24 protein-coding genes and 1 tRNA gene are annotated in these 23451 nt (G+C 71.4%); 12 read left to right on the plus strand and 13 right to left on the minus strand.

All coding sequences use genetic code 11. The features are described from left to right. Positions 1-3 precede the first annotated feature (3 nt). The 5 genes from ACLB9X_RS13115 to ACLB9X_RS13135 all read right to left on the minus strand — a co-directional run bounded on the left by ACLB9X_RS13115 (position 4) and on the right by ACLB9X_RS13135 (position 4891). Complete coding sequence (locus tag ACLB9X_RS13115) at positions 4-2109, minus strand: copper resistance protein CopC (RefSeq protein WP_410360549.1); 2106 nt, start codon at positions 2107-2109, stop codon at positions 4-6. 22 nt (positions 2110-2131) lie between these two features. Beyond that, on the minus strand, positions 2132-2581 hold the full coding sequence (locus ACLB9X_RS13120) for a copper chaperone PCu(A)C (protein ID WP_410360463.1): 450 nt from the start codon (positions 2579-2581) through the stop codon (positions 2132-2134). Then, on the minus strand, positions 2578-3237 hold the full coding sequence (locus ACLB9X_RS13125) for an SCO family protein (protein WP_410360464.1): 660 nt from the start codon (positions 3235-3237) through the stop codon (positions 2578-2580). The genes ACLB9X_RS13120 and ACLB9X_RS13125 overlap by 4 nt, the downstream gene beginning before the upstream one ends. Positions 3238-3268: 31 nt before the next feature. Continuing rightward, entirely contained in the window at positions 3269-4012 is a 744-nt protein-coding gene (locus ACLB9X_RS13130) for a YcnI family protein (protein WP_410360465.1), read from the minus strand. A 96-nt stretch (positions 4013-4108) separates the two neighbouring features. Beyond that, positions 4109-4891: a hypothetical protein gene (locus tag ACLB9X_RS13135; RefSeq protein ID WP_410360466.1), complete on the minus strand. Its 783-nt coding sequence runs from the start codon at positions 4889-4891 to the stop codon at positions 4109-4111. Between the two features lie 215 nt (positions 4892-5106). Between ACLB9X_RS13135 and ACLB9X_RS13140 the strand changes: the two genes are divergently transcribed. After that, a complete protein-coding gene (locus ACLB9X_RS13140) occupies positions 5107-5559 on the plus strand; it encodes an ATP-binding protein (RefSeq protein ID WP_410360467.1) in 453 nt (150 codons plus the stop codon). A gap of 66 nt (positions 5560-5625) precedes the next feature. Here ACLB9X_RS13140 and ACLB9X_RS13145 read toward each other — a convergent pair whose 3' ends face one another. After that, positions 5626-7086, minus strand: coding sequence for an aminopeptidase P family protein (locus ACLB9X_RS13145; protein WP_410360468.1), 1461 nt, complete (start codon positions 7084-7086; stop codon positions 5626-5628). A gap of 130 nt (positions 7087-7216) precedes the next feature. Further along, on the minus strand, positions 7217-8761 hold the full coding sequence (locus ACLB9X_RS13150) for a PP2C family protein-serine/threonine phosphatase (protein ID WP_410360469.1): 1545 nt from the start codon (positions 8759-8761) through the stop codon (positions 7217-7219). 490 nt (positions 8762-9251) lie between these two features. Between ACLB9X_RS13150 and ACLB9X_RS13155 the strand changes: the two genes are divergently transcribed. Both ACLB9X_RS13155 and ACLB9X_RS13160 read left to right on the plus strand, forming a co-directional pair. Next, entirely contained in the window at positions 9252-9992 is a 741-nt protein-coding gene (locus ACLB9X_RS13155) for a bifunctional DNA primase/polymerase (protein WP_410360470.1), read from the plus strand. Between the two features lie 189 nt (positions 9993-10181). Then, positions 10182-10793: a hypothetical protein gene (locus ACLB9X_RS13160; RefSeq protein WP_410360471.1), complete on the plus strand. Its 612-nt coding sequence runs from the start codon at positions 10182-10184 to the stop codon at positions 10791-10793. 194 nt (positions 10794-10987) lie between these two features. Here ACLB9X_RS13160 and ACLB9X_RS13165 read toward each other — a convergent pair whose 3' ends face one another. The 3 genes from ACLB9X_RS13165 to ACLB9X_RS13175 all read right to left on the minus strand — a co-directional run bounded on the left by ACLB9X_RS13165 (position 10988) and on the right by ACLB9X_RS13175 (position 13585). Next, a complete protein-coding gene (locus tag ACLB9X_RS13165) occupies positions 10988-11971 on the minus strand; it encodes a DUF5926 family protein (RefSeq protein WP_410360472.1) in 984 nt (327 codons plus the stop codon). A 156-nt stretch (positions 11972-12127) separates the two neighbouring features. Beyond that, positions 12128-12712: an ATP-binding protein gene (locus ACLB9X_RS13170; RefSeq protein ID WP_410360550.1), complete on the minus strand. Its 585-nt coding sequence runs from the start codon at positions 12710-12712 to the stop codon at positions 12128-12130. A 69-nt stretch (positions 12713-12781) separates the two neighbouring features. After that, positions 12782-13585 carry a glycerophosphodiester phosphodiesterase gene (locus ACLB9X_RS13175; protein WP_410360473.1) on the minus strand — a complete coding sequence of 268 codons (804 nt, stop codon included), beginning with the start codon at positions 13583-13585 and terminating at the stop codon, positions 12782-12784. A 274-nt stretch (positions 13586-13859) separates the two neighbouring features. On the opposite strand from ACLB9X_RS13175, the gene ACLB9X_RS13180 reads away from it, so the two are divergent. Next, positions 13860-15317 (plus strand): trypsin-like peptidase domain-containing protein, encoded by a 1458-nt coding sequence (locus ACLB9X_RS13180; RefSeq protein WP_410360474.1) that lies wholly within the window; start codon positions 13860-13862, stop codon positions 15315-15317. Between the two features lie 91 nt (positions 15318-15408). Beyond that, a tRNA-Ser gene (locus tag ACLB9X_RS13185) sits at positions 15409-15493 on the plus strand. Between the two features lie 137 nt (positions 15494-15630). On the opposite strand, the gene ACLB9X_RS13190 is transcribed toward ACLB9X_RS13185, so the two are convergent. Continuing rightward, positions 15631-15861, minus strand: a complete 231-nt coding sequence (locus ACLB9X_RS13190; RefSeq protein ID WP_410360475.1) for a hypothetical protein — start codon at positions 15859-15861, stop codon at positions 15631-15633. Positions 15862-16241: 380 nt separating this feature from the next. On the opposite strand from ACLB9X_RS13190, the gene ACLB9X_RS13195 reads away from it, so the two are divergent. The 4 genes from ACLB9X_RS13195 to ACLB9X_RS13210 all read left to right on the plus strand — a co-directional run bounded on the left by ACLB9X_RS13195 (position 16242) and on the right by ACLB9X_RS13210 (position 18732). Continuing rightward, on the plus strand, positions 16242-16940 hold the full coding sequence (locus tag ACLB9X_RS13195) for an aminotransferase class IV (protein WP_410360476.1): 699 nt from the start codon (positions 16242-16244) through the stop codon (positions 16938-16940). Between the two features lie 218 nt (positions 16941-17158). After that, positions 17159-17929: a formylglycine-generating enzyme family protein gene (locus tag ACLB9X_RS13200; protein WP_410360477.1), complete on the plus strand. Its 771-nt coding sequence runs from the start codon at positions 17159-17161 to the stop codon at positions 17927-17929. A 247-nt stretch (positions 17930-18176) separates the two neighbouring features. After that, positions 18177-18437, plus strand: coding sequence for a WGxxGxxG family protein (locus ACLB9X_RS13205; RefSeq protein ID WP_410360478.1), 261 nt, complete (start codon positions 18177-18179; stop codon positions 18435-18437). A 13-nt stretch (positions 18438-18450) separates the two neighbouring features. Further along, positions 18451-18732 (plus strand): hypothetical protein, encoded by a 282-nt coding sequence (locus tag ACLB9X_RS13210; protein ID WP_410360479.1) that lies wholly within the window; start codon positions 18451-18453, stop codon positions 18730-18732. A 306-nt stretch (positions 18733-19038) separates the two neighbouring features. On the opposite strand, the gene ACLB9X_RS13215 is transcribed toward ACLB9X_RS13210, so the two are convergent. Together ACLB9X_RS13215 and ACLB9X_RS13220 are read right to left on the minus strand one after the other, a co-directional pair. After that, positions 19039-19509, minus strand: coding sequence for a GNAT family N-acetyltransferase (locus ACLB9X_RS13215; RefSeq protein WP_410360480.1), 471 nt, complete (start codon positions 19507-19509; stop codon positions 19039-19041). 26 nt (positions 19510-19535) lie between these two features. Continuing rightward, positions 19536-20417 (minus strand): bifunctional DNA primase/polymerase, encoded by an 882-nt coding sequence (locus ACLB9X_RS13220; RefSeq protein WP_410360481.1) that lies wholly within the window; start codon positions 20415-20417, stop codon positions 19536-19538. 424 nt (positions 20418-20841) lie between these two features. Between ACLB9X_RS13220 and ACLB9X_RS13225 the strand changes: the two genes are divergently transcribed. The 3 genes from ACLB9X_RS13225 to ACLB9X_RS13235 are packed head-to-tail and all read left to right on the plus strand — an operon-like array spanning position 20842 to position 23332. After that, positions 20842-21765: a bifunctional MaoC family dehydratase N-terminal/OB-fold nucleic acid binding domain-containing protein gene (locus ACLB9X_RS13225; protein ID WP_410360482.1), complete on the plus strand. Its 924-nt coding sequence runs from the start codon at positions 20842-20844 to the stop codon at positions 21763-21765. Continuing rightward, positions 21762-22166: a MaoC/PaaZ C-terminal domain-containing protein gene (locus ACLB9X_RS13230; RefSeq protein ID WP_410360483.1), complete on the plus strand. Its 405-nt coding sequence runs from the start codon at positions 21762-21764 to the stop codon at positions 22164-22166. The genes ACLB9X_RS13225 and ACLB9X_RS13230 overlap by 4 nt, the downstream gene beginning before the upstream one ends. Next, a complete protein-coding gene (locus ACLB9X_RS13235; protein WP_410360484.1) occupies positions 22163-23332 on the plus strand; it encodes a lipid-transfer protein in 1170 nt (389 codons plus the stop codon). Before ACLB9X_RS13230 ends, ACLB9X_RS13235 begins: the two co-directional genes overlap by 4 nt. The last annotated feature ends 119 nt before the right edge of the window (positions 23333-23451 follow it).

A 23451-nucleotide genomic window follows, 5' to 3' on the forward strand; every position in this document is an offset into this window, starting at 1 on the left:
GTATCAGCCGATCCTGATGTTCTTGTCGACGGTGGTCTGGTCGATGTCCGAGGTGCGCAGGGTCACCTTGACCTGCCAGTCGCCGGGCATCGGGATCTGGACCGCGCTCGCGCTCCAGTGTCCCGCCGACACCCGGTCGGGCGTGATGGGCAGCGGGCCGATCTGCTTGGCCTCAAGGGTGAAGGAGACCTTCACCTCGGGGGCGTCCAACGGCTTGCCGTCCGGCGTCTCGGTCCACACGTGCATCTCGTTCGAGCCGGGCTGCGCGGGGTCGAGGCTCAGCCGTACGGTGCCCTTGCCCTGTTCGCCGCCCGTGTCGAAGGGCAGCTCGATCTCGGCGGGCCCGGTGTTCGCGGGAGCGGCCGACGCCTCGCCGCCGCGCGCGGCCTCCTCTGCCGTACGCCCCGGCTCGGTCGACGTGAGCACGGTCGTCACGGCGAGCAGGACGACCGCGACCGCGGTCTCGGCCAGCACGGTGCGGCGCAGCCCGGAGCGCTCGGCGTCGGCGTCCCTGGCGCGCCTGCGCTCGGCGGTGGCCATCGCGGCCTTCTGCCGGGCCAGTTGAGCGGCACGGACCGGGTCGGACGGCTCGCCGCCGGTGCCGTCGGCGGGCTCGTCCTCCGCGGTCTTCGTGTCGTCGGCGACGTCCACGGCGGTCTTCGTGCCGTCCGAAGTCTTCGTGTCGTCGGCGGCGTCCACCGGGGTCTTCGTGCCGTCTGCGGTCTTCGTGTCCTCGGCGGGTCCGGCCGCCGCGATCTTCATGCCGTCGGCGGGCTCGTCCTTTGCGGGTCCCGCCGCCGCGACCTCGGACAGCCGCGCGGTCCAGCGCCGCGAGATCCACGCGACGGCGACGAGCACCGCCACGAGGCCGATCTTGAGCAGCAGCAGCTGTCCGTACCGCGTCCCGGTGAGCGCCGACCACGAGCCGACCTGCCGCCACGACTGGTAGAGCCCGGTCGTCGCCAGCACCACGACGCTCCAGAACGCGGCCGTGGAGAACCGCCGCACGGCCGCGCGCTCCACCGACGGCGCGCGGTACAGCGCGGTCAGCAGCGTGGCCAGACCGCCGAGCCAGACCGCGACGGCCAGCAGGTGCAGGATGTCCACCGGCATGGCGATCACCGGCTGGACGCCGGTGGACGCGTGCTCGGACAGCGCCCAGGTCGCGGCGATCCCGGCCGCGACGACCGAACCGCCCAGGGCGAGCCCGAAGGTGAGGTCGTCGCGGTGCTGCTCGTCGTCGCCGGAATCGGGCAGTCGGCGCGAAGCGCCGTCCGGCAGGGTGGTGGTGGCGGACGCGCGGGCATAGGTGCCGAAGAGCACCGCGACGAAGAGCGCGGCCGCTCCGAGCAGCAGCAGCCGCGAGACGAGCGCGGCACCGGTCTTCGTCTCCAGGACGTCCCCGAGGCCGCCGAGGTCGAGCGCGTCCGCGAGGTCACCCGAGCCGGTGTACGGCGAACGCAGCAGCAGCATCGCCAGGGTGGCCGCGGTCAGCGTCACCCACCCGTGGGCGACGAGACGCTGCACGGGCCGCACCGACGCGCCGCGCCGCCAGCACAGGAGCACGAAGGCCGCGCCGCCCGTGAGCAGGACGAAGCCCGCGTACGCGGCGTAGCGCGCGATCCCGTACAGCACGCCGACGACTCCGCCGCCGGCCTCCTGATCGGGCAGCGCGACGGTTGTCTTCGACGGCGCGCCGATGGAGAAGGTGAAGGCGCCGGCGACCGGATGGCTGTCGGCGGAGACGGCCTGCCAGGCGACGGTGTACGTGCCGTCCGGCAGACCCGCGTGAAGGGAGACGCCGTACGTGACGGTGCCGCCGGTGCCGAGGTCGCGGACCTCGTCCGTGTCGGCGCGCTTGCCGCTCGGTTCGAGCACGCGGATCGAGTCGTCGCCCATGGCGATCTGCTCGGAGAAGGTGAGCGTGACCTCCTTGGGCGCGCTGGGCACCACCGCCCCGTCCTTCGGGTTGCTCGTGATCAGCGCGGCGTGCGCCTCGGCGGGGCCCGCACCGGCCAGCAGAGCACCGACGAGCGTGCCGACGAGCACGACCGCGGCGAGCAGTCGCCGCAGCGCGGACGGGCCGAAGCGCGGGGCGGTGGCTGTCATCATGCGATCAGTCCCTCACTGCTCAGTGCTTCTGCGGGTGGTAGGTGGTCTCCTTGACGGGGACCTCCACCGTGATCGGGTCCGACTTCTCGAAGTGCAGCTCGACCGCGACCTTGTCGCCCTTCTCCGGCCGCTGCTTGAGCGTCATGAACATGATGTGATTGCCGCCGCGTTCGAGATCGAGCGTGCCGTCCGCGGGGATGTCGAACGACGTCACCTCGCGCATCTTCTGGTCCTTCGTCTCGTGGATCGTGACGTCGTCCGAGATGTCGCTGGTGACCGAGGTGAGCTTGTCCGCGCTCCCCCCGCTGTTCTCGACGGTGAGGAACCCGGCGGCCATGTCGCCGACGGGCTGCGGCATGAAGGCGCCGCTGACCGACAGCTTCGGCCCGTCGTCCGCCGAGCAGCCCGCCAGCGCCAGACCGGTGCTGACGGCGACGGCGAGGGCCAGGGAGATACGCCGGCGGGTCACGGCTTCTCGCCCTTGATCAGCGCGGGCAGGTCCTTCGCCCACTCGTCGGCCGTGGTGTCCTCGCCGTACAGGACGTAGCCCTTGTCGGTCTTCGGCGAGAAGACGACGACCTGGGCGCCGTGCATGGACACGACGGTGCCGTCCTTCTCCTTCTTCGGCGGGTCGATGCCGATGCCGATCGCGCGTGCGCCCGCCTGGATGGTCGGGAACTCGCCGGTCAGCCCGATGAAGGACGGGTCGCCCGCGCTCGGCAGCCACTTGGCGAGCTCGGCCGAGGTGTCCCGCTCCGGGTCGGTGGTGACGAAGACGACCTGGAGCTTGTCCTGGTCGGCCTTGGGAAGCTGCTTCCTGGCGATGGCGATGTTGCTCATCGTCAGCGGGCAGACGTCGGGGCAGTGGGTGTAGCCGAAGTAGATCAGGGTCGGCTTGCCCTTGGTCCGCTCCCGCAGGTCGAACGTCTTGCCACGGGTGTCGGTCAGGACGAGGTCCGGCTTGGTCTTCGGCTCTTGGAGCACCGTCGCGGCCTCGGTCTTCTTCTGCGCCGAGATGTCGAAGTCGGGCTTGGCCGCGGCTCCTTCGTCACCGGTGCCGCAGGCGGACAGGGAGAGCCCGGCGGCCACGACGAGCGCGGCCGCGAGCAGGGTCTTCTTACGCATTGAGCAGGTTCCAGACGTGGTGGACGGGTTTTCAGGAGCTGCGGCGGCGGCCGGCGAGGACTCCGAAGGCCACGCCCGCCGCGCCGACGACGATGCCGACGACGCCCAGGACGCGGGCCGTGGAGTCACTGCTGACGGACGAGGCGGCGGACTCGGTGCGCGCCGCGCCCTCGTCGTCGTGGCCCCCGCTCTTGTCGTCCGCGGGGGCGGCCTTCGCGCCCGCGCCGTGGTGGTCGTCGGTCGCCGCGGAGAGCTTCAGCACGGGAGCGGGGGACTCGGGCTCCTCGCCGCCCTCCTTCGGCTCCTCGATCCAGCGCACGACTTCCTTGTTGTCGTACGTCTGCAGCGCCTTGAAGACCATCTGGTCGGCGTCCTCGGGCAGCCGGCCCAGGGAGAGCGGGAACTGCTGGAACTGGCCGGGCGCGATCTTCGAGCCGTCCGCGGTCCAGGTGACCTTGGAGGCGGCCTCGGTGATCTGCTTGCCGTGCACCTCCAGCGGCTTGTCCAGCTTCGCCTTGGTGACCTCGACCTTCCAGCCGGGCACCGGCTGCGGCATCACGGACGCCAGCGGGTGCTCGGTGGGCATGGAGACCTCGAGCTTGACGGTCGAGGCGTTGTCCCGCTCGTTGGGGACCTTGAAGTTGACGGTCGCGTAGCCGCCCTTGGCGGCCTCGCCCTGCGGCTGCACGCTGACGTGCGCGAAGGCGGCGCCGGAGAAGACGACGACGGAGGTGGCGGCGACGACGGCAGCGGCGGCAGCGCGGTAGACGTTCATGCTGGCAAACACTCCACGGTGAAGGAGAGACGAGGATGCGCCGGCGCACGGGCGTGCGCGGGCACGGCGGCTCCACTCCCGTCGAGCGAGCCGCGATCAGGCGCTGAGGACGTGTACGCGCGGTGGCCCGCGCCTGATCACCGTGTGCTGAAGAACCTCCCCGGCCGTGGGCGGGGGAGGCCCCGCCGGGTGCGCCGAGGGCCGGGGCAGGCGCGCCGGTATGCCGGGCAGACCGGCGCACAGGGCCCGTACGAGCACGACGGCCGCACGCAGTGCGCGCAGCCGCGCCGCCTCGGCGACCTCCTGGGCCGGGCCGGCGGAGAGCAGCATCAGCCGCATCAGCGCCGCGTCCCCGCGCCGCAGCAGCAGTCCCGTCACGATCCCGGCCAGCAGGTGCCCGAGCACCATGGCCAGCGAGGGCATCTCAGGCCCCGTGGCCGTCGCCTCGGCGAGGTGCTCGTGACCGGTGTGCGCCGCCGGGTCGATGCCCGCCGTCGTGACGATGCGCCGCGCGTCCGAGGGGCTGAGGGAGGCGGCGCCCGCGCCGCAGACGAGCTTGGCCGCCGTCCTGATCAGCGCTTCGTCGGCGGTCTGCGCGAGGTGCAGCCTGCTCTGCCCGAGGCCGAACAGGGCGTGCAGCCCGAGCTGTCCGGCGGTCAGTACGGCCACGATGGCGGGCAGCGAACGCTCCCGTCCCGCGAACGGCACGACCAGCGCGAAGACCCCGGCGCTCCCGGCCAGGAGCGTCCACAGCGGAACCGTCTCGCAGGCGGCGAGCACATGTCCGGTCGCGGACAGCACGACGCAGACCGCGGTGAAAACCGCGGCCCTCAGAAGCCGCAGACCGGCTCCGGCGCGTGCGGGGGGTGTGGACGACATGGCCGGCTCATCATCGCACTGTGCCGTTCGCCTCCGTATGGCGGGTCCGGAAGATCCCGTTTGCGGACCGGGTTCGTCGCGGGTCCGTCGGCATACACCGCGAAGCGCGGCTCCGCATCCGCCGAATGAGGGCCGTCACAGCGACCGAGTGCTTACGGAGTGTGCCCGTGGGCAATACGTATCGGTATGTCGAGCCGCGGCCAGGAGGCTGGAGCATGAGCATCTGGTGGTCCCTCCATCTGCGGCGTGAGGCTGCGAGCGTGCCGTTCGCCCGCCGTCTGCTGCTCGGCGCGATGGAGACCGCGGGCGTCGACCCGGACGTCTCCTACGACTTGTGTGTGGCCCTGACCGAGGCGTGTGCGAACGCCGTGGAGCACGGCGGCGGCACGGACGCGCGCGGCGCGTCGGCGGGATACCGGGTGACGGCCTACCTGGACGGCGAGAAGTGCCGTATCGAGGTGGCCGATTCGGGGCCGGGCTTCGTCCCGCGGCGCGGTTCGCTGTGCGGGCACACCGCACCGTCCACCGCGGAGAGCGGCCGGGGGCTCTGTCTGATCGAGCAGCTCGCGGACCACGTCCATGTGCGCAGCGGGCCGGGCCGCGGCGCGGTGGTGAGCTTCGACAAGATCCTCAAATGGCGCGAGGGCGCGCTGCTCGGAGTCTCCTGAGTCTCCTGAGCGGCGCGCCCTCGGTGTGTCCGTAGCGGATCGGCCCTGTCGGGGTCCGTCCCCGGATCAGCCCTGGCGCAGGCCGGCCATCCAGGCCTCGACCTCGTCGGCCCGGCGGGGCAGGGCGGCGGAGAGGTTCCGGTTGCCGTCCTCCGTGACGAGGATGTCGTCCTCGATGCGGACGCCGATGCCGCGGTACTCCTCCGGCACCGTGAGGTCGTCGGCCTGGAAGTACAGGCCAGGCTCGACGGTCAGGCACATGCCCGGCTCGAGAGTGCCGTCGACGTAGTTCTCGGTGCGGGCGGCGGCGCAGTCGTGGACGTCCATGCCGAGCATGTGGCCGGTGCCGTGGAGGGTCCAGCGGCGCTGGAGGCCGAGCTCCAGGACGCGCTCGACGGGGCCTTCGACCAGGCCCCATTCGACGAGCTTTTCGGCCAGGACGTGCTGGGCGGCGTCGTGGAAGTCGCGGTACTTGGCACCCGGCCTGACGGCGGCGATGCCGGCCTCCTGGGCCTCGTACACGGCGTCGTAGATCTTGCGCTGGATGTCGGTGTAGCGGCCGTTGACCGGCAGGGTGCGCGTGACGTCGGCCGTGTAGAGGGTGGTGGTCTCCACGCCGGCGTCGAGCAGGAGCAGGTCGCCGGAGCGCACGGGGCCGTCGTTGCGGACCCAGTGCAGCGTGCAGGCGTGCGGGCCGGCGGCGGCGATGGTGCCGTAGCCGACGTCGTTGCCCTCGACGCGGGCGCGCAGGAAGAAGGTGCCCTCGATGTAGCGCTCGCTGGTGGCCTCGGCCTTGTCGAGGACCTTGACGACGTCCTCGAAGCCGCGGGCGGTCGCGTCGCACGCCTTCTGCAGCTCGCCGATCTCGAAGTCGTCCTTGACCAGGCGGGCCTCGGACAGGAAGACGCGCAGCTCCTCGTCGCGCTCGGCGGTGACCTTGTCGGTCAGGGCGGCCTCGATGCCGGCGTCGTGACCGCGCACCACGCGGACCGGGCCGGTGGCCTCGCGCAGGCGGTCGGGCAGCTCGCGCACGTCGGACGCGGGGATGCCGTAGAGCTGCTCGGCCTCGGTCAGCGAGTGCCGGCGGCCGACCCACAGCTCGCCCTGGCCGGACAGCCAGAACTCGCCGTTCTCCCGGTTGGAACGCGGCAGGAGGTGGATCGTGGCCCGGTGGCCCTCGCCCTCGGGCTCCAGGACCAGGACGCCGTCCTCCGTCTGGTCACCGGTCAGGTACGCGTACTCGGTGGCGGCGCGGAAGCTGTACTCCGTGTCGTTCGAGCGGGCCTTGAGGTTGCCCGCGGGGATCACCAGGCGCTCGCCGGGGAACCGGGCGGACAGCGCCGCGCGGCGGGCGGCGGTCTGTGCGGCCTGCGCGACGGGCTCGAGGTCACGCAGCTCGGTGTCCGCCCAGCCGGTCGTCATGTTCTCGGCCAGCTCGTCGGACACGCCCGGGTACAGGCCGTTCTTGCGCTGCTTGATCGGCTGCTCGTCCTGTTCCGGGGTCTCCGGGGTGAGCTCCTCCGCCACGTCTGCCTCCTGGGCCTGTCGGCCTTCGCGATACGACATAGGGCCCCGGCCGCCGTTCCGGCAGCGTGGGACCTGTCCATCGTATGTGCGAGGCGGGGCGGACCGGCGCGGTCCTGTGAGATGTGACGATTCAGTCGAAACGGGCAGCGAGCAGCACGACGTCCTCGCCGCCGGCCGCCCGGTCCAGCCCCTTCGGCAGCATCGTGTGCAGCACGTGGTCGGCGATCGCGGCCGGATCGTTCCTGGTGGCCTTCGGCACGCTCGACGCGGCGGCGTGCAGCCGGGCGAAGGCCCGGTCCATCGGGTCGCCGGTGCGCCGGAGCAGTCCGTCGGTGTACAGCAGCACCGTTTCTCCGGGCTGCGGGGACAGCTCCACACTCGGCGCCTCCCAGCAGGCGAGCATGCCCAGCGGCGCCGACAGCGAGGTCTCGACGAACTCCGTCCGCAGGTCCCCGATCACGAGCGGCGGGGTGTGCCCGGCCCCGGCCAGGACGATCTTGCGGGCGGCCGGCTCGGCGTAGGCGAACAGGGCCGTCGCGGTGCGCGCGGGCTCGGTCAGGCGCAGCAGCAGCTCCAGGTCGGAGAGGACCGCGACCGGGTCCTCGCCCTCCATCACGGCGTAGGCCCGCAGGGAGGCGCGCAGCCGGCCCATCGCGGCGAGCGCGCTCGGACCCGACCCGCTGACCGAGCCGACCGCCAGGCCGAGCGCGCCTTCGGGCAGCGGCAGCGCGTCGTACCAGTCGCCGCCGCCGCGCGGTCCTGCGCGGTGCCGGGCCGCGAGCCGGACGCCGGGCACCCGCGGCAGCCGGCTGGGGAGCAGCTCCTCGGCCACGGTCGCGACGGTAGCCCGGGCGCGCTCCAGCTCCAGGAGACGGGCGAGGTGCTCGGTGGCGTAGCGCAGGTAGAGGCCGACGAGATGCGTCTGGCGCTCGACGGGGGAGGCCGGTTCGTCGTAGAACCACACGGCCGCGCCGAGCGTGCCGGACTCCTCGGTGGCCAGCGGAGACGTGTAGCAGGCGGCGTAGCCGAGGCGGACGGCCACCTCTCGGTGCAGGGGGTGCAGTGCGTTGTCGGCGAGCAGGTCGGGATGCGCGACCGGGCGCGGAACGGCGGGTGCCGGGCTGCCCTGCCGACGGCCTTCGAGGATCGACCCGTACGCCGTGACCTCGCGTGGCACGGTCTCGATGTGTCCGAGGTCGGCGCGGCTGAGGCCGAGGCCCTTGGTGCGCGCGGGTCCGCCGCCGGGGGCGAACGCGCCGTCGCGCGCCGGGTCGCCGGACGGTTCGAGGACGACCATTCCGCGGCGGGCGCCGACCAGCGCGGCGCCGGCGCACAGCAGTTCGTCGAGGGCGTCGTCGAGCGAGGCGGTCCGGATCAGCCGCTCGGTGAGCTCATGGAGGGTGGTGAGATCGGAGACCCAGCCGGCCAGCCGGTCCTGGATCACCGCGCCCGGGGCGGGCGGTGCGGCGGGGACGGGGGGCAGCGGGGCCGCAGTGTGCGTCGGCGCGGGAACCGTTGCATCGATTCCGGCCACTTTCGGCAGGTGTGGGGCGCTCATGGCTGCCGGCTTTCCGGCAGGTGCGTTTCGCTCAATAGCATCGCAAACCCCCATGTCAATCTGCGCCGCTACCAATGCATCCACATCTACACGCACACGCGAGGTGATGTCCAGCATTGTCCCGGTGGGATTGATGGTGTCTGCGGGACAGTTAACTTGGCTGAAAAAAGCACCCGATGGCCGGTGTCTGCGGTCGACTGAGGGCGTTCGGCAGGGGCCCCGGGGTGCAGACCCCAGGGGGAGCGTCATTGCAAGCGTGCTGGGTACGTGTACGTAGACGGTGATGGCCAGGGGCAGTTGGACCGCCCCCGGAACCTGGCAGCGGGCCCGGGCGTCTCAATGCCAAAGGCCGCGCCCCATCCTCGTGGCGGGAAAGTCAGAGCGGGACAGCAAGCGCCAGGCGCGCGCCACCCCTCGCCACGCGTTTAATGGACTACAGCCGACGTTCGGCCCCTGGGCGGCGATCCTGCCGCAGCGCACCAGGGGGCGCCCATGCCAGCGGCACGGGCGGTGACGCGCCGATCAGTACGCATTTGTACGCACAGTGAAGTCATGTGCACGTTATGTGATGTGGACCCCGGCGTTCAACGGAAAGGAACGAGCGCTCATGCGCGAGATCCTCGGAAGGCGACGCAGGCTTCGGTACCGGCGCAAGAAGGGGCCGAACCAGCTCGAGACGGCGCTCACCTGCGCCGCCGAGTGGGACTGGCCGGTGCTCCCCGGTGTGGGACCGAAAGCCGCGGGGGGCAACTCCCCTGAGGGCTCCGGAAGAAGCGGCCGCGACCGCGGGCGGGGCTGCGCCTGTCCCGACCCCGAGTGCGTCGTCCCCGGCGCGCACCCCTTCGACCCAGGGATCCTGGCGGCCACCACCGATGAGCGGATGATCCGCTGGTGGTGGTCCAACCGGCCCACCGCCCCGGTGGTGCTGGCCACCGGCGGCCGGGCGCCCTGCGCGCTGAGCCTGCCCGCGGTCGCGGCGGCCCGGGCGCTGGCCGTGCTCGACCGGATGGACATGCGGCTCGGGCCCGTCGTCGCCACACCCACCCGCTGGTCGCTGCTGGTCGCCCCGTACAGCCTGGAGCGGCTCGGCGAGCTGCTCTTCGTCAAGGACTGCGTGCCCAGTTCGCTGCGCTTCCACGGCGAGGGCGGCTATCTGGTGCTTCCCTCCTCGGAGACGGGGAGCGGGCAGGTGCGCTGGGAGCGGGCGCCGCTGCCCGGATCCGCCGCGCCCTGGCTGCCGGACGTGGAGGCGGTCGTGGACGCACTGGTCGAGGCGACCGCGAGCAGCGCACCGGAGAGCGGCCTGTATCCGCCGGACGCGGGCGGCGGCAGCCGGCTCGCCTACTGACCGGCCTCTCCACGGGCCCGGCCCACGGCCGGGCCCTCGCGCGGAATACGGTGCTCCGCTGCCTCACTCTTATGGGTAAGAGCTGGGCCGACGTGTCACGGAATTGGACGTACGCCGTCCGGGGCACCCTCAATTCGCGGATATCTTCGGGCAACCGTCAGGAATTTCCGCGCAGTCGGCAGGTGGCCCATGAATCTCCGCATGACCGGGCTCGCCGCCGTGGTGGCCGTCGCCACGCTGGTCCCCCTCGCCGCGTCGGCCGGCACGGCCGGCGCCCCCGCATTCGAATCGGCGTCGTCCGAGGAGGCGGAGGGCGGCGGCGCGACGCACCGCACGCGTACCGGCGAAGCCACCGGCGTGCCGGCCCTGCTCCCCGCGCTCGTCGGCGAGGGGGCGGCCGGGAACGAGGGGGCGCATGGTACTGGAACGGCCGAGCGGGTCCCAGCGCACACTTCGGAGCGATGTGGGCCGGAACTCGCCTCCCCCGACGGCGTCGATGGACAGACCTGCGTCCTGACCGACGGCGACCGGACCTGGGCGCGTACGTATTACCGCAATGCGACGGGTGAGGAATTGACCTCCGTGCTGACCCTCATGGGTCCCGGCGGACGTACCTGGCAGACGAACTGCGCGGTCGACGAGGGCGACGAGCCGGGCACCTGTGAAACCCCTCGGGAACGTTCGCTGGGGGCTGCCTCGCACTACTCCGCCGTCGCCGAGTTCGCTGCCGCGTGGGCCGGTGACGACGCGCCCCTGATGCTGCGCTCCGGGAGCAATTCCCGTATGGCCATGGGCAGTTGACGGGGAGAACCTACCCGCACAATGGAAGCGCCCGGTCGCTGGCGACGGGGGATGCACCAGCGACCGGGCTTCTAGAACGGTAACAAGAGATCTGCGGTTCGCAAATTCGATCTCTGGTATTCGGACAGGGATTCAGCTCGCCACAGAGTGAGTTGTGACTGGGGTCACCCGGAAGCTCCCGGAAGTCGTCACTCTCAGCTCAGGGTGACTTGGCGGTTGGTGAGACCGCCGCGCGCCCTGCGCTCCTCCGCGGTCAGCGGTGCGTCGTTCTCCAGGGCCGCCGCGAGCCGCTCCGCGAACTCAGCCGCGGGCGTCTCGCACTCCTTGGCCCCCATGGCGCGGGGCAGGTCCCACACCGGGACCATCAGCCCGTGGGCACGGAAGGAGCCGACCAGCCGGGTGCCTTCGCCGAGCGAGGACGTGCCGGCCGCGTGCAGTCGCGCCAGGGCGTCGAGCAGCCGCTCCTCGGGGTGCGGCATGACCCAGCGCAGGTGGTTCTTCTCCGGCGTCTCGCACCAGTAGGCGGCGTCGACACCCGACAGCTTCACGGTCGGGATCGCCGCGGCGTTGGCGCGCTCCAGCGAGGCGGCCACCTCCGGCGACGCCTGCTCGGCCGAGTCCGGAACCCAGAACTCGAAACCGGAATGGACCTGCGGCGCGAAGGCGGCGTCCGGGTCGAGCAGATCCTGCAGCCGTACGTCCGCGGCCGGGGCGCCTGCGGTGACGGGCGTGCCCGGCTCGGCGGCGAGCGCCTTCCGCAGCGTGCCGGCGAGGTCGCGGCTGAGGTCACCGGACGGGGTGTCGTTCTGCAGACCGAGCAGAACGGAACCGTCGTCACGGCGCAGTGCGGGCCAGGCCATGGGCAGGACGGTGGCGAGCGTCACGGACGGCACACCCTCGGGCAGTCCGCCCTTCAGGGTCAGCTCGACGGTGGCGGCGGGCACCAGCTCGCGCAGGGCCACCCAGTCGCACTCGCCCGGCAGGCCCTCGAAGGGGCGCTGGACCAGTTCGGCCACCGCGTGCGCGGCGGCCCGGCCGTGACAGGCCTTGTAGCGGCGGCCCGAACCGCAGGGGCAGGGCTCGCGCGCGCCCACGACCGGCACGGGCTCGTCGACGCCTGTGGCCCCGGCCTTGGTCTGAGGCTTCGTCGCCTTCGTCTGGGGGCGCTTCTTGGCCATGGTGTGGCTTTCTCCCGAATGCGGCGGTGCTGTGTCGGGCGCGAGCCTAGCCGTATGCCGTCGCCGTGGGGGAGCGTTGCCGCACCGGCGTGCGGCGGTGTGCCGGAACGGGTGGGTGACGGACCGTCGGCGCGGTCCCGGCGCCGCGGCGCCGGATCAGTCCAGATCGTCGAAGGCGTCGGCGAAATCGAAGGACGGGCCCGCGATGCGCGTGGCGAAGTCCTCCCGGCGGTGCCCCTCCGTGACGATCACCCACACGGTGACCTCACCGGACACGCCGTCCCGCACACCCCACTCCTGGGCCAGCGCCGAGATGATGTTCAGCCCGCGGCCGCCGCGTGCGGTGACCGAGGGCGTGGCCGGAACCGGGCGGGTCGGACCGCCCCCGTCCGTCACCTCGACCGTGAGCCGGCCCGCCGCGTCCACGCGCCACGCGGCGTGGATGTCGCCGTCGCCCACATCGGCGCGCCCCAAGGGCCTGCCATGGCGACACGCGTTGCTGAGAAGTTCGGAAAGGATCAGAACTGCATCGTCGACGACCGCTTCGGATACGCCGCTGCGGCTCAGCTGCTCGCGCATCCGGTGTCGTGCCTCGCCCACGCCCGCAGGGCCATGGGGTACGGCCATGCTCGACGACGTGGGCACCTCCTGTGCCACCACCAACGCCACCCCCGAGACCTCCTTTGCCCCACGCCACGGTGTGAATGCCCCAATGGACTGGACCGGAAACCGGCCAACCATGGACGAGTGACGCACTCGACACGGACCGGATACGCCCCGAACGCGCCGGGGCACTCCCCGTAACGACCGTTACGCCCGGCCCAGTTGGGACAGGACCTGTTTGGGGCGATTGGTGATGATTGCGTCCACGCCCAGCCGGACGCAGAGTTCGACGTCCTCCGGTTCGTTCACCGTCCACACGTGGACGCGGTGGCCCGCCTGGTGCACCCGGGCCACGTAGCCGGGATGGTTGCGCACGACCCGGATGCCGGGGCCCGCGATCCGTGCACCGCCGGGAAGCCGCCCGTCGCGCAGCCGCGGGGTCATGAACTGCGTGAGGTAGACGGTGGGCAGGCTCGGCGCGCCGGCCGCGATCCGGGTCAGCGAGCGGGCCGAGAAGCTCATCACCCGCACCTGCGACTCGTCGGCGGACGGCGGCGCGTCCAGGCCGAAGCGCCCGAGCAGCTTCAGCAGCCGTTCCTCGACCTGACCCGCCCAGCGGGTGGGGTGCTTGGTCTCGATGGCGAGCTCGATGCGCCGCCCGGAGTCGGCGACCAGTTCCAGCAGCCGCTCCAGGGTGAGTACGGACGTCAGGGACGGGTCCCGCCAGTCCGGGCTCTCGGGAGCGTCCTTCCACGAGCCGAAGTCGAGGGCGGCGAGATCCGCGAGCTCCAGCGCGGAGACCGCGCCGCGGCCGTTGGAGGTGCGGTTCACGCGGCGGTCGTGGACGCAGACCAGATGGCCGTCGGCGGTGAGGCGCACGTCGCATTCGAGGGCATCCGCGCCGTCCTCGATCGCCTTGCGGTAGGCGGCCAGCGTGTGTTCGGGTGCGTCCTCGGAGGCGCCTCGGTGGGCGACGACCTGAATGTGGTGCTGCTGCCGTGCTTGGGTCACCGCGTCATGGTGTCACCGGGACGGGGCATACGGATGCAGGGGTACGGCGGAACGCATCGTTCCTGCCCCTCTTCGGCCGTTCCGCCCGGCACGCGCCGCCCAGCCGGTCGGCCGCTCCGGGGGTGCGTCCGTTTTGCCGGAAGTAAAGGATTGTCGGAATACGCACAGCTCCTGCTTACAGTGGCCTGACGTGCTGTGGGAAAAGCTGTCTGCGGACGGATCGCGCCGACGAAGCGCGCACCGACACCGACGTGGAATCTGAGGAGACAGAGCTGTGAGCACCGAGAACGAGGGCAACGCGGTTCCGGCCGCCCCGTCCGTACCTCCTCGGCCGGACACCGCTCCCGAGGGTTCTCCGCCCTCCCCCGCCGGCGTCGGGGCACCTGGGCCGGAGGCGTCGACCGTGGCGGAGCGGCCCTGGCAGTCCCCCCAGCCGGAGCAGGCCCCCGCCCAGCACCCCGGAACCGCGCCGGAGCAGGCCCCCGCCCAGCACCCGGGCACCGCGTGGCCGCCGCCCTCGCTGCCTTCCTACGGCGCCGGAGGCCCCGGCGGTCCCGCGTGGGGAGCGCCGGTGCCTCCGCCGCAGCCGCCGCGCAGGCGTGCGGGCGGGCTCGTGGCGGCCGTGCTCGTCGCGGCCCTGGTCGCGGGCGGTGTCGGAGGCGGCATCGGCTACTGGGCCGCCGCCAGCAACGACGACGCCCCCGGCTCCACCACCGTCTCCGCCGTATCGCCCCAGGACCTCAAGCGCGAGCCCGGCACGGTCGCCGCGGTCGCCGGCAAGGCGCTGCCGAGCGTGGTGACCATCGAGGCGGAGTCGGGCGCCGGCGGGATGGACGGCTCCGAGGGCGGCGGCGAGGCCGGCACGGGCACCGGCTTCGTCTACGACAAGGAAGGCCACATCCTCACCAACAACCACGTGGTGGCCTCGGCGGCCGACGGCGGCACGCTGTCGGTGATCTTCTCCAACGGCAAGAAGTACGACGCCGAGGTCGTCGGCCGGGCCCAGGGCTACGACGTCGCCGTCCTGAAGCTGAAGAACGCGCCCGCGGGTCTCGCCCCGCTGCCCCTCGGCAACTCGGACAAGGTCGTGGTCGGCGACTCCACCATCGCGATCGGCGCCCCCTTCGGCCTGTCCAACACGGTCACCACGGGCATCGTCAGCGCGAAGAACCGCCCGGTGGCGTCGGGCGACGGCTCCAGCGGCAAGAACTCCTACATGAGCGCGCTGCAGACCGACGCCTCGATCAACCCGGGCAACTCGGGCGGCCCGCTGCTCGACTCCGGCGGTGCGGTCATCGGCATCAACTCGGCCATCCAGTCGGCGGGCAACGGCCTCGGCCAGTCCCAGGCCGGTTCGATCGGCCTCGGCTTCGCGATCCCGATCAACCAGGCGAAGGCGGTCGCCGAGCAGCTGATCAAGACGGGCCGGCCGGTCTACGCGGTGATCGGCGCGACGGTCGACATGGCGGGCGAGGGCACGGGCGCCAAGATTGCCTCCGAGGGCGCAGGCGGCACGGAGGCAGTAACCCCGAACGGCCCCGCGGCCAAGGCGGGGCTCGAGCCGGGCGACGTGATCACCGGCTTCAACGGCAAGGCGATCGACAGCGGCCCGACGCTGATCAGCGAGATCTGGAACCACAAGCCGGGCGACAAGGTGACGCTGACCTACGAGCGCGACGGCAAGGAGCACAAGGCCGAGGTGACCCTCGGCGAACGCGAGGGCGACAGCTGACCCCGCGCCCCCACCCTCGGAACGCTGCTGCACCCGACGTGCGCAGCCCGGTAGTCTGTAGCCCGCTCCGGCGCAGGTGGCCGGGGCGCTGGGTGGGTTGCCCGAGCGGCCTAAGGGAACGGTCTTGAAAACCGTCGTGGCGCGAGTCACCGTGGGTTCAAATCCCACACCCACCGCTTGCAGGTCAGCGTAGGCGCTGGTCAGAAGGGGTGCCCCGGTCCTCGGAGCACCCCTTTCGCGTACGGACTGTCTCACCCCTTCTCGCCCGTATCCCAGCTCTGACCAGTACGTATGGGCCATCTGTGGGCCAGAGTCAGGGCTGCTTCCCCTCATCGAGCGCGCGGGCGATCAGGTTGTTGGAGTGCTGCTGCCCGCCCTTAAGGATCTTTGCGTAGAAGCGGTACAGCACGGCGATGCTGTGGCCGGCCCGAGCTGCGACCTCGGCAGGGTCTACTCCCGACTTGATCCAGAGGGAGACTCCCGCGTGCCGCAGGGAGTACGGCACCGCCGCGAGACCGGACGCAGCCTCGCGGCGCGAGAGCACGGCTTTGCGCGCCCTCTCTCAGACATCGCAGTACTCCGTGGAGGCCACGCGTCCTCCCCGTGCAGCCCGGAACAGTCGGCCGTCGTCGGCGGTGCCGTATCGGGCAATGTGCTCTCGGAGTAGATGCACCAGAATGGGCGGGACTGGCACAGTCCGCGTCGCGCCACGCTTACGGCGCTTGAGCCCCCGTGTCTCGTAGGACTCGCCATCGTCTGTCCAGCCGCCGCCCACCTCTGGACGGCTCTCGCCAAGCAGTAGCTCGCCCCATTCCTTCACGGAGTCCGGCGAGTTCGGCGGCAAGGTGCAGTCCGACTCCTTGAGGGCGACGATTTCGCCCGGCCGCATGGCCGCGTGATTACGGGCACTTCACGTCTATGCGGATGGAAGACGGCACCATCCGGGGCCTGTCGCTTCATCTGGACCGCCTCGTGCGGGACTGCCGCATCGTCTTCGGTGTCGAGCTGGACCGAGAGCGGACACTGAACTACATCCGCCAGGCGGCCGACGGCGTCACTGGGGTCGCCGGCCTCCGCGTCACCGTCTTCGACCCTGCGCTCGACATGGGGCGCCCGAGCGACGCCAAAGACCCAGACATCCTGGTGAACCTGCGGCCCGCCGGTGCCTTGCCGCCGCCGCCCCTCACTGCCAAAACCTACACCTTCACCCGCGACAACGCGGAGGTGAAGCACATCGGCCTGCACCCGCAGCTCCGGCTCCGCCGCGAGGCTCAACTCGCGGGATTTGACGACGCGGTGTTCCTTGAGCCGGACGGCAGGGTCTCCGAGGGCGGCACGTGGAACCTGGGCTTCGTCGACAGGGAAGGGACAGTCATCTGGCCCGACGCACCCGTGCTTCCCGGCACGACGATGCTCCTGCTCCAGGGCCTCGATGCCCCGAAGCAGACCACCGCCCCGGTGCGGCTCGCCGATATCCCGAAGATGGCCGCCGCATTCGCCACGAACACGACGATCGGCGTGCGCTCCGTCAGCGCGGTCGACGACGTGCAGTTCCCGCAGGATCACCCCGTGCTCGCAGCGCTGCGTGACGCCTACGCCGGCATTCCCGGCGACCGCCTGTAGACGCGCGCCGCCGCCCCGCCTAGGGCAGCGACTCACGACAGAGGTAGCCCCATGCCACTCGTTACGAAATGGACCGGACGTGAAGTTAAGGCACTGCGTGAAGCCGTACGGATGAGCCTCATGGAGTTTGCCGAGAAGCTGGGGGTATCCGATCGCATCGTCTCCCGGTGGGAGGCGGACGGCGAACAGGCCTCCCTGCGCATGGTGAACAAGCGGCCTTGGACACCTTGCTCGCCAAGGCCGACCAGGATGCCCAGGGCCGCTTCGTCGGCATCCTGGCAGCGGACGACATCCCCGCCTTCGCAGTCATCGAGCCCGTCGAAGACCAGACGAGCAGCGGCGACTACGTGAAGCACCCCGGTGACGGCAAGCTCATGGCGCATGTTCCGGAAGGAATCTTCCTGGCGGGGGAGGACGACGACCCCGTGTGGGTGGACGAATTCCACATCGACACGTTCCCGACGACCAACGCCGACTATGCGCGATTCTGCGCGGCCACTCGGCATCCCGTGCCCGAGCACTGGGAGAACGGCCGATGCCCACGCGACCTGTACGACCACCCGGTCGTGCACGTCACGTGGCGAGACGCGCAGGCGTACGCGACATGGGCGGGTAAGTCGCTGCCGACAGCCGAACAATGGGAGAAGGCGGCGCGCGGCACCTCCGGCCGTACCTTCCCATGGGGCGACCAGAAGACCGCCGCCAAGTGCAATGTCCGGGAGACCGGCGTGGAGCGCACGACGTCTGTCTCGCGGTACCACAGCGGCGTCTCGCCCTACGGGGTCTACGACATGGTGGGCAACGTGTGGGAGTGGCTCGAAACCCCGACCACGCCCGGTCGCTACGAACTCCGCGGCAGCGCCTTCACGAGCCCTCTGTTCCGTGGAGTGCCGGCCATCCCGAACGATGCGAACGACACGATGCGCGACGATGACACCGGGTTCCGATGCGTGGCGACGCCGGAGCAGATGGCACCCAGCAAGCGGTGACGAGTGGGACATCCCTTGGGCCATGGCATGTCAGGAGGCTCGTAGGGCGCCCGGACCAAATCGGGCGGGGCATGCGAGACCTCCGCAGTAACCCCGAGCAGCACCAGGCTAGATCAGTCCGGGAGGTACGGCATGTGGAGCGACAAGTAAGAGCCCACGAAAAAAAATGGCCAAATAGGTCTATCAATGGAGAAACCGGGCAATCGGGTTGGTGCCAGAGCGACTGCTGAGACCAAAGGAGACAGCAATGCGCAGAATCGCAGGCACCGCACTCATCGCCATCCTTCTCGCCATCGCCCCGGCAGGCGCAGCGTTCAGCCAGAGCACCGAGCGAACAAGCACCACGACCGCCACCGCGACCGTCCAGGCCGAGGAGACCAAGGACGACGACGGTGACGCTGGCCTGTGGGGCCTTTTCGGCCTCCTTGGACTGGCCGGCCTCATCCCCTGGAGGAAGACCCGCGAACGCCAGTCCCACCAGGGCACCACCCGCTCCACCGGCATGTGATCGGGAGAACATCATGATCATCAAGAAGATGCACGAGATGGGCATCCGCAGCGAACACGCCTACATGGCCGCTTTCGGCAGCATCGGGTTCTCCGTCTTCACCTGGATGGTCAGCCTCAAAGCCGAGCCCGGCGCCCACGCAGATCTCGCCCGCGCCGACCGGTGGGGAATTTTCGTCGGCGAATGGGCACCCACCTTCTTCGGTCTCGGCCTCGCTCTCTCCCACTACGAGCAGCAAGACGGAACCCTCACCGCCACCATCCACGACCTCCGCGAGCAGCGGGAGGCCGGCTGAGCCACGGCACCCGCGCCCGCCCCTGAATCAAGGGGCGGGCGCGAGCGCCGGGCCTGGGTCGGGGACGTCATATCCAACCGCTCTGTGCTCGCTCCGTGGGCCATGTGTGGGCCAGAGCGATGGATCCGAGTGGCAGACGGCAGCACTGCGCTGGTCAGAGGCAATGCGCCACACGGCCCTGCGACGCTCTTGAAAACCGTCGTGGCGCGAGTCACCGTGGGTTCAAATCCCACACCCACCGCCAGGTGACACGGCCCCTGACCAGGCAACTCGGTCAGGGGCCGGTCCTGTCCGGCGGATGAAGCGCTACAGCAAGTCCAACGCGCCGACTGTCTGGGTCCCGCTTGTCTCGCCCGTCGGACGGAAGCCGAGCCCTAGGTAGAAGCCTTCCGGGCCGCCTTCGCCCGGGTGCCAGGTGGTGGTCAGGAGAGTGCCGCCGCGACGGCGGATTTCAGCAGCGACGGACTCGACCGCGAAGCGCCCGTGTCCCCGGCCCTGTTCGCCGGCCGCGATGTTGAGGCGCCAGAGGCCCGAGCGGATGTCGGTGCCTGTGCCGTCGCCGATCCAGTCGATGTCGAAGAAGGCCATGAGGAAGCCGACGGGCTGGTCGCCGTCAACGATGAGGCGGGGCCAGACTGTGCCGGGATGGACGTACGCCTCGGCCAGAGACTTCACCACCGGTGCGACCAGGTGCTCCTGGTCTGGGCGGACCCGTAGGCCGATCGCGGCGTCGAAGTTGTCCGGAGTGATCTCCTCCAGACGACGTGTACTCGTCATGCGAGCACCCTAAGAGGATGATCCGGTCATCCGCGTGGGCCCGCAGCCAGGCGGGCCGCCGAGGCGATTGTCGCGCGGGCCTCTCGTTCGGGGAGACCGGCCCGGACCGCCGCGTCGGTCAGCGCGTCCGCGAGTGCGTCGCCGAAGCCGTGTTCGTACGCACGACAGGCGGCCCAGAACAGCCGGGTGTTGCGCTGCCCCTCCTGCGCGGCGAGGACGAAGTGGACCAGTCCCTGTCCCTGGTGCGTCCGGCTCGGCGCGCTCGGCGTCCCCGCGGCGTGGCGGGGGCGGCCGGGAGGGGCGATCAGGCGCAGGAGGGCGGGCGGGCAGGGTGCGGGGGGCAGGTCCGCGGTCCCGGGGGCCGGGCGGTACGCGCCGTGCGCAGTGACGGAGCCCGGTCCCACGAGGTACCCGCCGGTGCCGCGCACGTCGATGCCGGGGGCGAGGCGGCCCGCGGAGTTGAGGACGACCACGTCGGGCGGGCCGGTGAGCCACAGGTGCCGGCCACCGCTCGGCGTGAGCACCGTGACCGTCTCCGGGATGGTGAACAGATGGCGCAGGGCCAGGTGCCGGAACTCCGCCACGGAGTCGGTGTGCGACGTGGTGTCGAGGTCGATGCCGATGAGCCGGTGCGGCGGGCGTCCGCAGGCGATCCCGTATCCGGTCGCCCAGGGTGCGGCGGCGAAGAGGGCGCGTACGGCGGCGGGGTCCGTAGTCGCGTCGTGCACGCCGTGACCGGGCAGGCCGCACTCGCCGCGGCACAGGGACGGCCGCGGCTCGTCCCGGTGGGGCGAGCGCAGGGCCGGGAGCTTGGTGGGCGACAGGGGGATGACGGGGAGCCCGCGCTCGGCGGCGGAGAGAGCATGGGCGAGGGCCAGGGTGGCGGTCTGCCGGGCGGTGATGGCCATGACTCTATATTCGTACACAGGTTCGAAGAAAGGAAGAGGAAGGAGTGGGGCGGAGATGTGGCGGAACGCTTCGGCCCGTTCGGTGACAGGCTCCAGGGGGTGGGCCGAATTCGTGGGCGTGAGGGGTTTATCGACTTGTCATCACGCTTGCGAGCTAATCGTCCGGTCCAGGCGTGTTCGCCGGGATTCACGTGGGCAGCTCTGATCTCGCGACGTCACGGAACGGGCGTCGACCGTCACACGCCGCGGGGTGTGGCCGGCCCGAGGGGGAGGGGGAAGGAGGAGAACAGCGGCCTGCGCGACGGCACTTGGGAGCCGTCGCGCAGGGCGTGCAGGTGTGCCGGATGGGGTGGCGATCGGCTCATTCCTTGACAGCCACAGTGATCTGACGGACAGTCAGATTCTCTGGGCGAGGGGGGACGAGGTGACCGACGAGCTCTACGCATGGCTGAAGACGTACGAGGGGCGGCCCGCCGCCCTCTCCTGCGCAGGCAAGGACCCCGTGAACGAGCCGATGATCAGGCACTGGTGCGAGGCGATGGGGGACACGAACGCGGCGTACCAGGGGCCGGATCCCATCGCGCCCCCGACCATGCTGCAGGCGTGGACGATGGGCGGGCTGTCGGGACACGGCGGCCGGGCGCCCGCCCAGGACGAGCTGTTCGCCCTGCTGGACGAGGCGGGGTTCCGCTCCGTCGTGGCGACCGACTGCGAGCAGGAGTACCTGCGGCCGCTGCGCCCCGGCGACCGCATCACCTTCGACGCGGTGATCGAGTCGGTCTCCCCGCGCAAGACGACCAAGCTGGGGACGGGGTACTTCATCACCACGCGGACGGACGTGCGGGCCGACGGCGAGCCGGCGGGCACCCACCGCTTCCGCATTCTCAAGTACGCACCGGCCGCCCGGCCGGCCCGAGCCGCCCCGTCGCCCGCGGCCGAGCGCCCGCGCCCGGTGATCAACAGGGACAACGAGGGGTTCTGGCGGGGCGTGGCCGACCACCGGCTGCTCATCCAGCGCTGCGGCGGCTGCGGGACGCTGCGCCTGCCCTGGCTGCCGGGGTGCGCGGCATGCGGCTCGCCCGACTGGGACACGGTGGCCGCGAGCGGGGCGGGCACCGTCTTCTCGTACGTGGTGATGCACCACCCGCCCTTCCCCGCCTTCGACCCCCCGTACGCGGTGGGCCTGATCGAGCTGGCGGAGGGCGTGCGGTTCGTGAGCAACGTCGTCGGAGTGCCGTACGACAAGGTGCGCATCGGGATGCCGGTGGAGCTGGAGTTCCTGCGGGTGGACGACGAGCTGGAGCTGCCGGTATTCCGCGCAGCGCCGGACGGGCGGGAGGCCGTATGACCGGGGCCCCGGCGGCGGGCACGGAGCTGCCCCCGCTCACCGTTCCCGTCACGCGCACGCTGATCGTCGCCGGAGCCATCGCCTCCCGCGACTACCAGGACGTGCACCACGACGCCGAGCTCGCGCGGGAGAAGGGGTCCCCGGACGTCTTCATGAACATCTTGACGACGAACGGCCTGGTCGGGCGGTACATCACCGACTTCTTCGGGGAGCGTGCCGTGCTGCGCCGGCTCGCCGTACGGCTCGGTGTGCCCAACTACCCCGGGGACACCATGGTGTTGACCGGCACCGTCGAGGCGAGCGACGGCACGACGGCCGAGGTGCGCGTCCTCGGCGTCAACGGCCTCGGCACCCATGTGACGGCCACCGTGACCGTGACCGTCCCGGAGGAGACCGCATGAGCATCCGGCGAAGGGACGCGCTCGGCGGCAGGGCGGCCGTGGCAGGGATCGGCGCGACCGAGTTCTCCAAGGATTCCGGTCGCAGTGAGCTGAAGCTTGCCGTGGAGGCCGTGCGGGCCGCGCTCGACGACGCCGGGCTCTCCCCCGCCGACGTGGACGGCATGGTCACCTTCACCATGGACACCAGCCCGGAGATCACGGTCGCCCAGGCGGCGGGCATCGGCGAGCTGTCCTTCTTCTCGCGCGTCCACTACGGCGGCGGCGCGGCCTGTGCCACGGTGCAGCAGGCGGCGCTGGCCGTCGCCGCGGGCGTCGCCGATGTCGTCGTCTGCTATCGGGCGTTCAACGAACGCTCCGGCCGCCGCTTCGGCTCCGGGGTGCGCCACCGCGAGCCGTCGGCGGAGGGCGCCGCACTCGGCTGGTGCCTGCCCTTCGGACTGCTGACCCCGGCCTCCTGGGTCGCGATGGCGGCGCAGCGCTATCTGTACGCGTACGGGCTGACGCCCGAGGTGTTCGGCCATGTCGCCGTGAGCGGCCGGCGGTACGCGGCGACCAACCCGGCCGCGTACTTCCACGGCAGGCCGATCACCCTCGCGGACCATGCCGCCTCGCGGTGGATCGCCGAGCCCCTGCGGCTGCTGGACTGCTGCCAGGAGACCGACGGCGGCCAGGCGATCGTCGTCACCGGCGTCGAGCGCGCCCGTGACCTGCCGCGTCCTCCCGCGGTGGTCCTCGCGGCAGCCCAGGGAGCGGGCCGGGCCCAGGAGCAGATGACCAGCTTCTACCGGGACGGCCTCACCTCACTGCCCGAGATGGGCGTGGTGGCACGCCAGTTGTGGCGCACCTCGGGGCTCGGCCCCGCGGACGTCGACGTGGCGATCCTGTACGACCACTTCACGCCGTTCGTGCTGATGCAGCTGGAGGAGTTCGGTTTCTGCGGGCCGGGCGAGGGAGCCCACTTCGTGGCGGCGGACGGGCTGCCGCTGAACACCCACGGGGGCCAGCTGGGCGAGGCGTACCTGCACGGGATGAACGGGATCGCGGAAGCGGTCAGGCAGGTGCGCGGCACCTCGGTGAACCAGGTGCCGGGCGCGTCCAGGGTCCTGGTCACGGCCGGCACCGGCGTCCCCACCTCCGGACTGGTCCTCGGGGCCGACGGTGCGTAGCCCCTGCGGGTGCCCTCCACCTTCAGGAGGTGCGGCCCGCGCCGGTCCTACAACCTGAGGGGGACACCGCTTCGGTCCCTGGGACCGATCCGCCGCGACAGGCCCGCTCCTAGCGTGGA

The organism is Streptomyces sp. 5K101, from assembly GCF_046506645.1.
Classification (GTDB): domain Bacteria; phylum Actinomycetota; class Actinomycetes; order Streptomycetales; family Streptomycetaceae; genus Streptomyces.

Coding starts and splice junctions, on each gene's coding strand:
- ACLB9X_RS13230 (WP_410360483.1), top strand. CDS start 21,762: ATGACCGGGGCCCCGGCGGCGGGCACGGAGCTGCCCCCGCTCACCGTT.
- ACLB9X_RS13170 (WP_410360550.1), bottom strand. CDS start 12,712: ATGGTTGGCCGGTTTCCGGTCCAGTCCATTGGGGCATTCACACCGTGG.
- ACLB9X_RS13165 (WP_410360472.1), bottom strand. CDS start 11,971: ATGGCCAAGAAGCGCCCCCAGACGAAGGCGACGAAGCCTCAGACCAAG.
- ACLB9X_RS13115 (WP_410360549.1), bottom strand. CDS start 2,109: ATGACAGCCACCGCCCCGCGCTTCGGCCCGTCCGCGCTGCGGCGACTG.
- ACLB9X_RS13140 (WP_410360467.1), top strand. CDS start 5,107: ATGAGCATCTGGTGGTCCCTCCATCTGCGGCGTGAGGCTGCGAGCGTG.
- ACLB9X_RS13210 (WP_410360479.1), top strand. CDS start 18,451: ATGATCATCAAGAAGATGCACGAGATGGGCATCCGCAGCGAACACGCC.
- ACLB9X_RS13155 (WP_410360470.1), top strand. CDS start 9,252: ATGCGCGAGATCCTCGGAAGGCGACGCAGGCTTCGGTACCGGCGCAAG.
- ACLB9X_RS13220 (WP_410360481.1), bottom strand. CDS start 20,417: ATGGCCATCACCGCCCGGCAGACCGCCACCCTGGCCCTCGCCCATGCT.
- ACLB9X_RS13160 (WP_410360471.1), top strand. CDS start 10,182: ATGAATCTCCGCATGACCGGGCTCGCCGCCGTGGTGGCCGTCGCCACG.
- ACLB9X_RS13125 (WP_410360464.1), bottom strand. CDS start 3,237: ATGCGTAAGAAGACCCTGCTCGCGGCCGCGCTCGTCGTGGCCGCCGGG.
- ACLB9X_RS13135 (WP_410360466.1), bottom strand. CDS start 4,891: ATGTCGTCCACACCCCCCGCACGCGCCGGAGCCGGTCTGCGGCTTCTG.
- ACLB9X_RS13195 (WP_410360476.1), top strand. CDS start 16,242: ATGGAAGACGGCACCATCCGGGGCCTGTCGCTTCATCTGGACCGCCTC.
- ACLB9X_RS13130 (WP_410360465.1), bottom strand. CDS start 4,012: ATGAACGTCTACCGCGCTGCCGCCGCTGCCGTCGTCGCCGCCACCTCC.
- ACLB9X_RS13235 (WP_410360484.1), top strand. CDS start 22,163: ATGAGCATCCGGCGAAGGGACGCGCTCGGCGGCAGGGCGGCCGTGGCA.
- ACLB9X_RS13150 (WP_410360469.1), bottom strand. CDS start 8,761: ATGCTGGACATCACCTCGCGTGTGCGTGTAGATGTGGATGCATTGGTA.
- ACLB9X_RS13215 (WP_410360480.1), bottom strand. CDS start 19,509: ATGACGAGTACACGTCGTCTGGAGGAGATCACTCCGGACAACTTCGAC.
- ACLB9X_RS13205 (WP_410360478.1), top strand. CDS start 18,177: ATGCGCAGAATCGCAGGCACCGCACTCATCGCCATCCTTCTCGCCATC.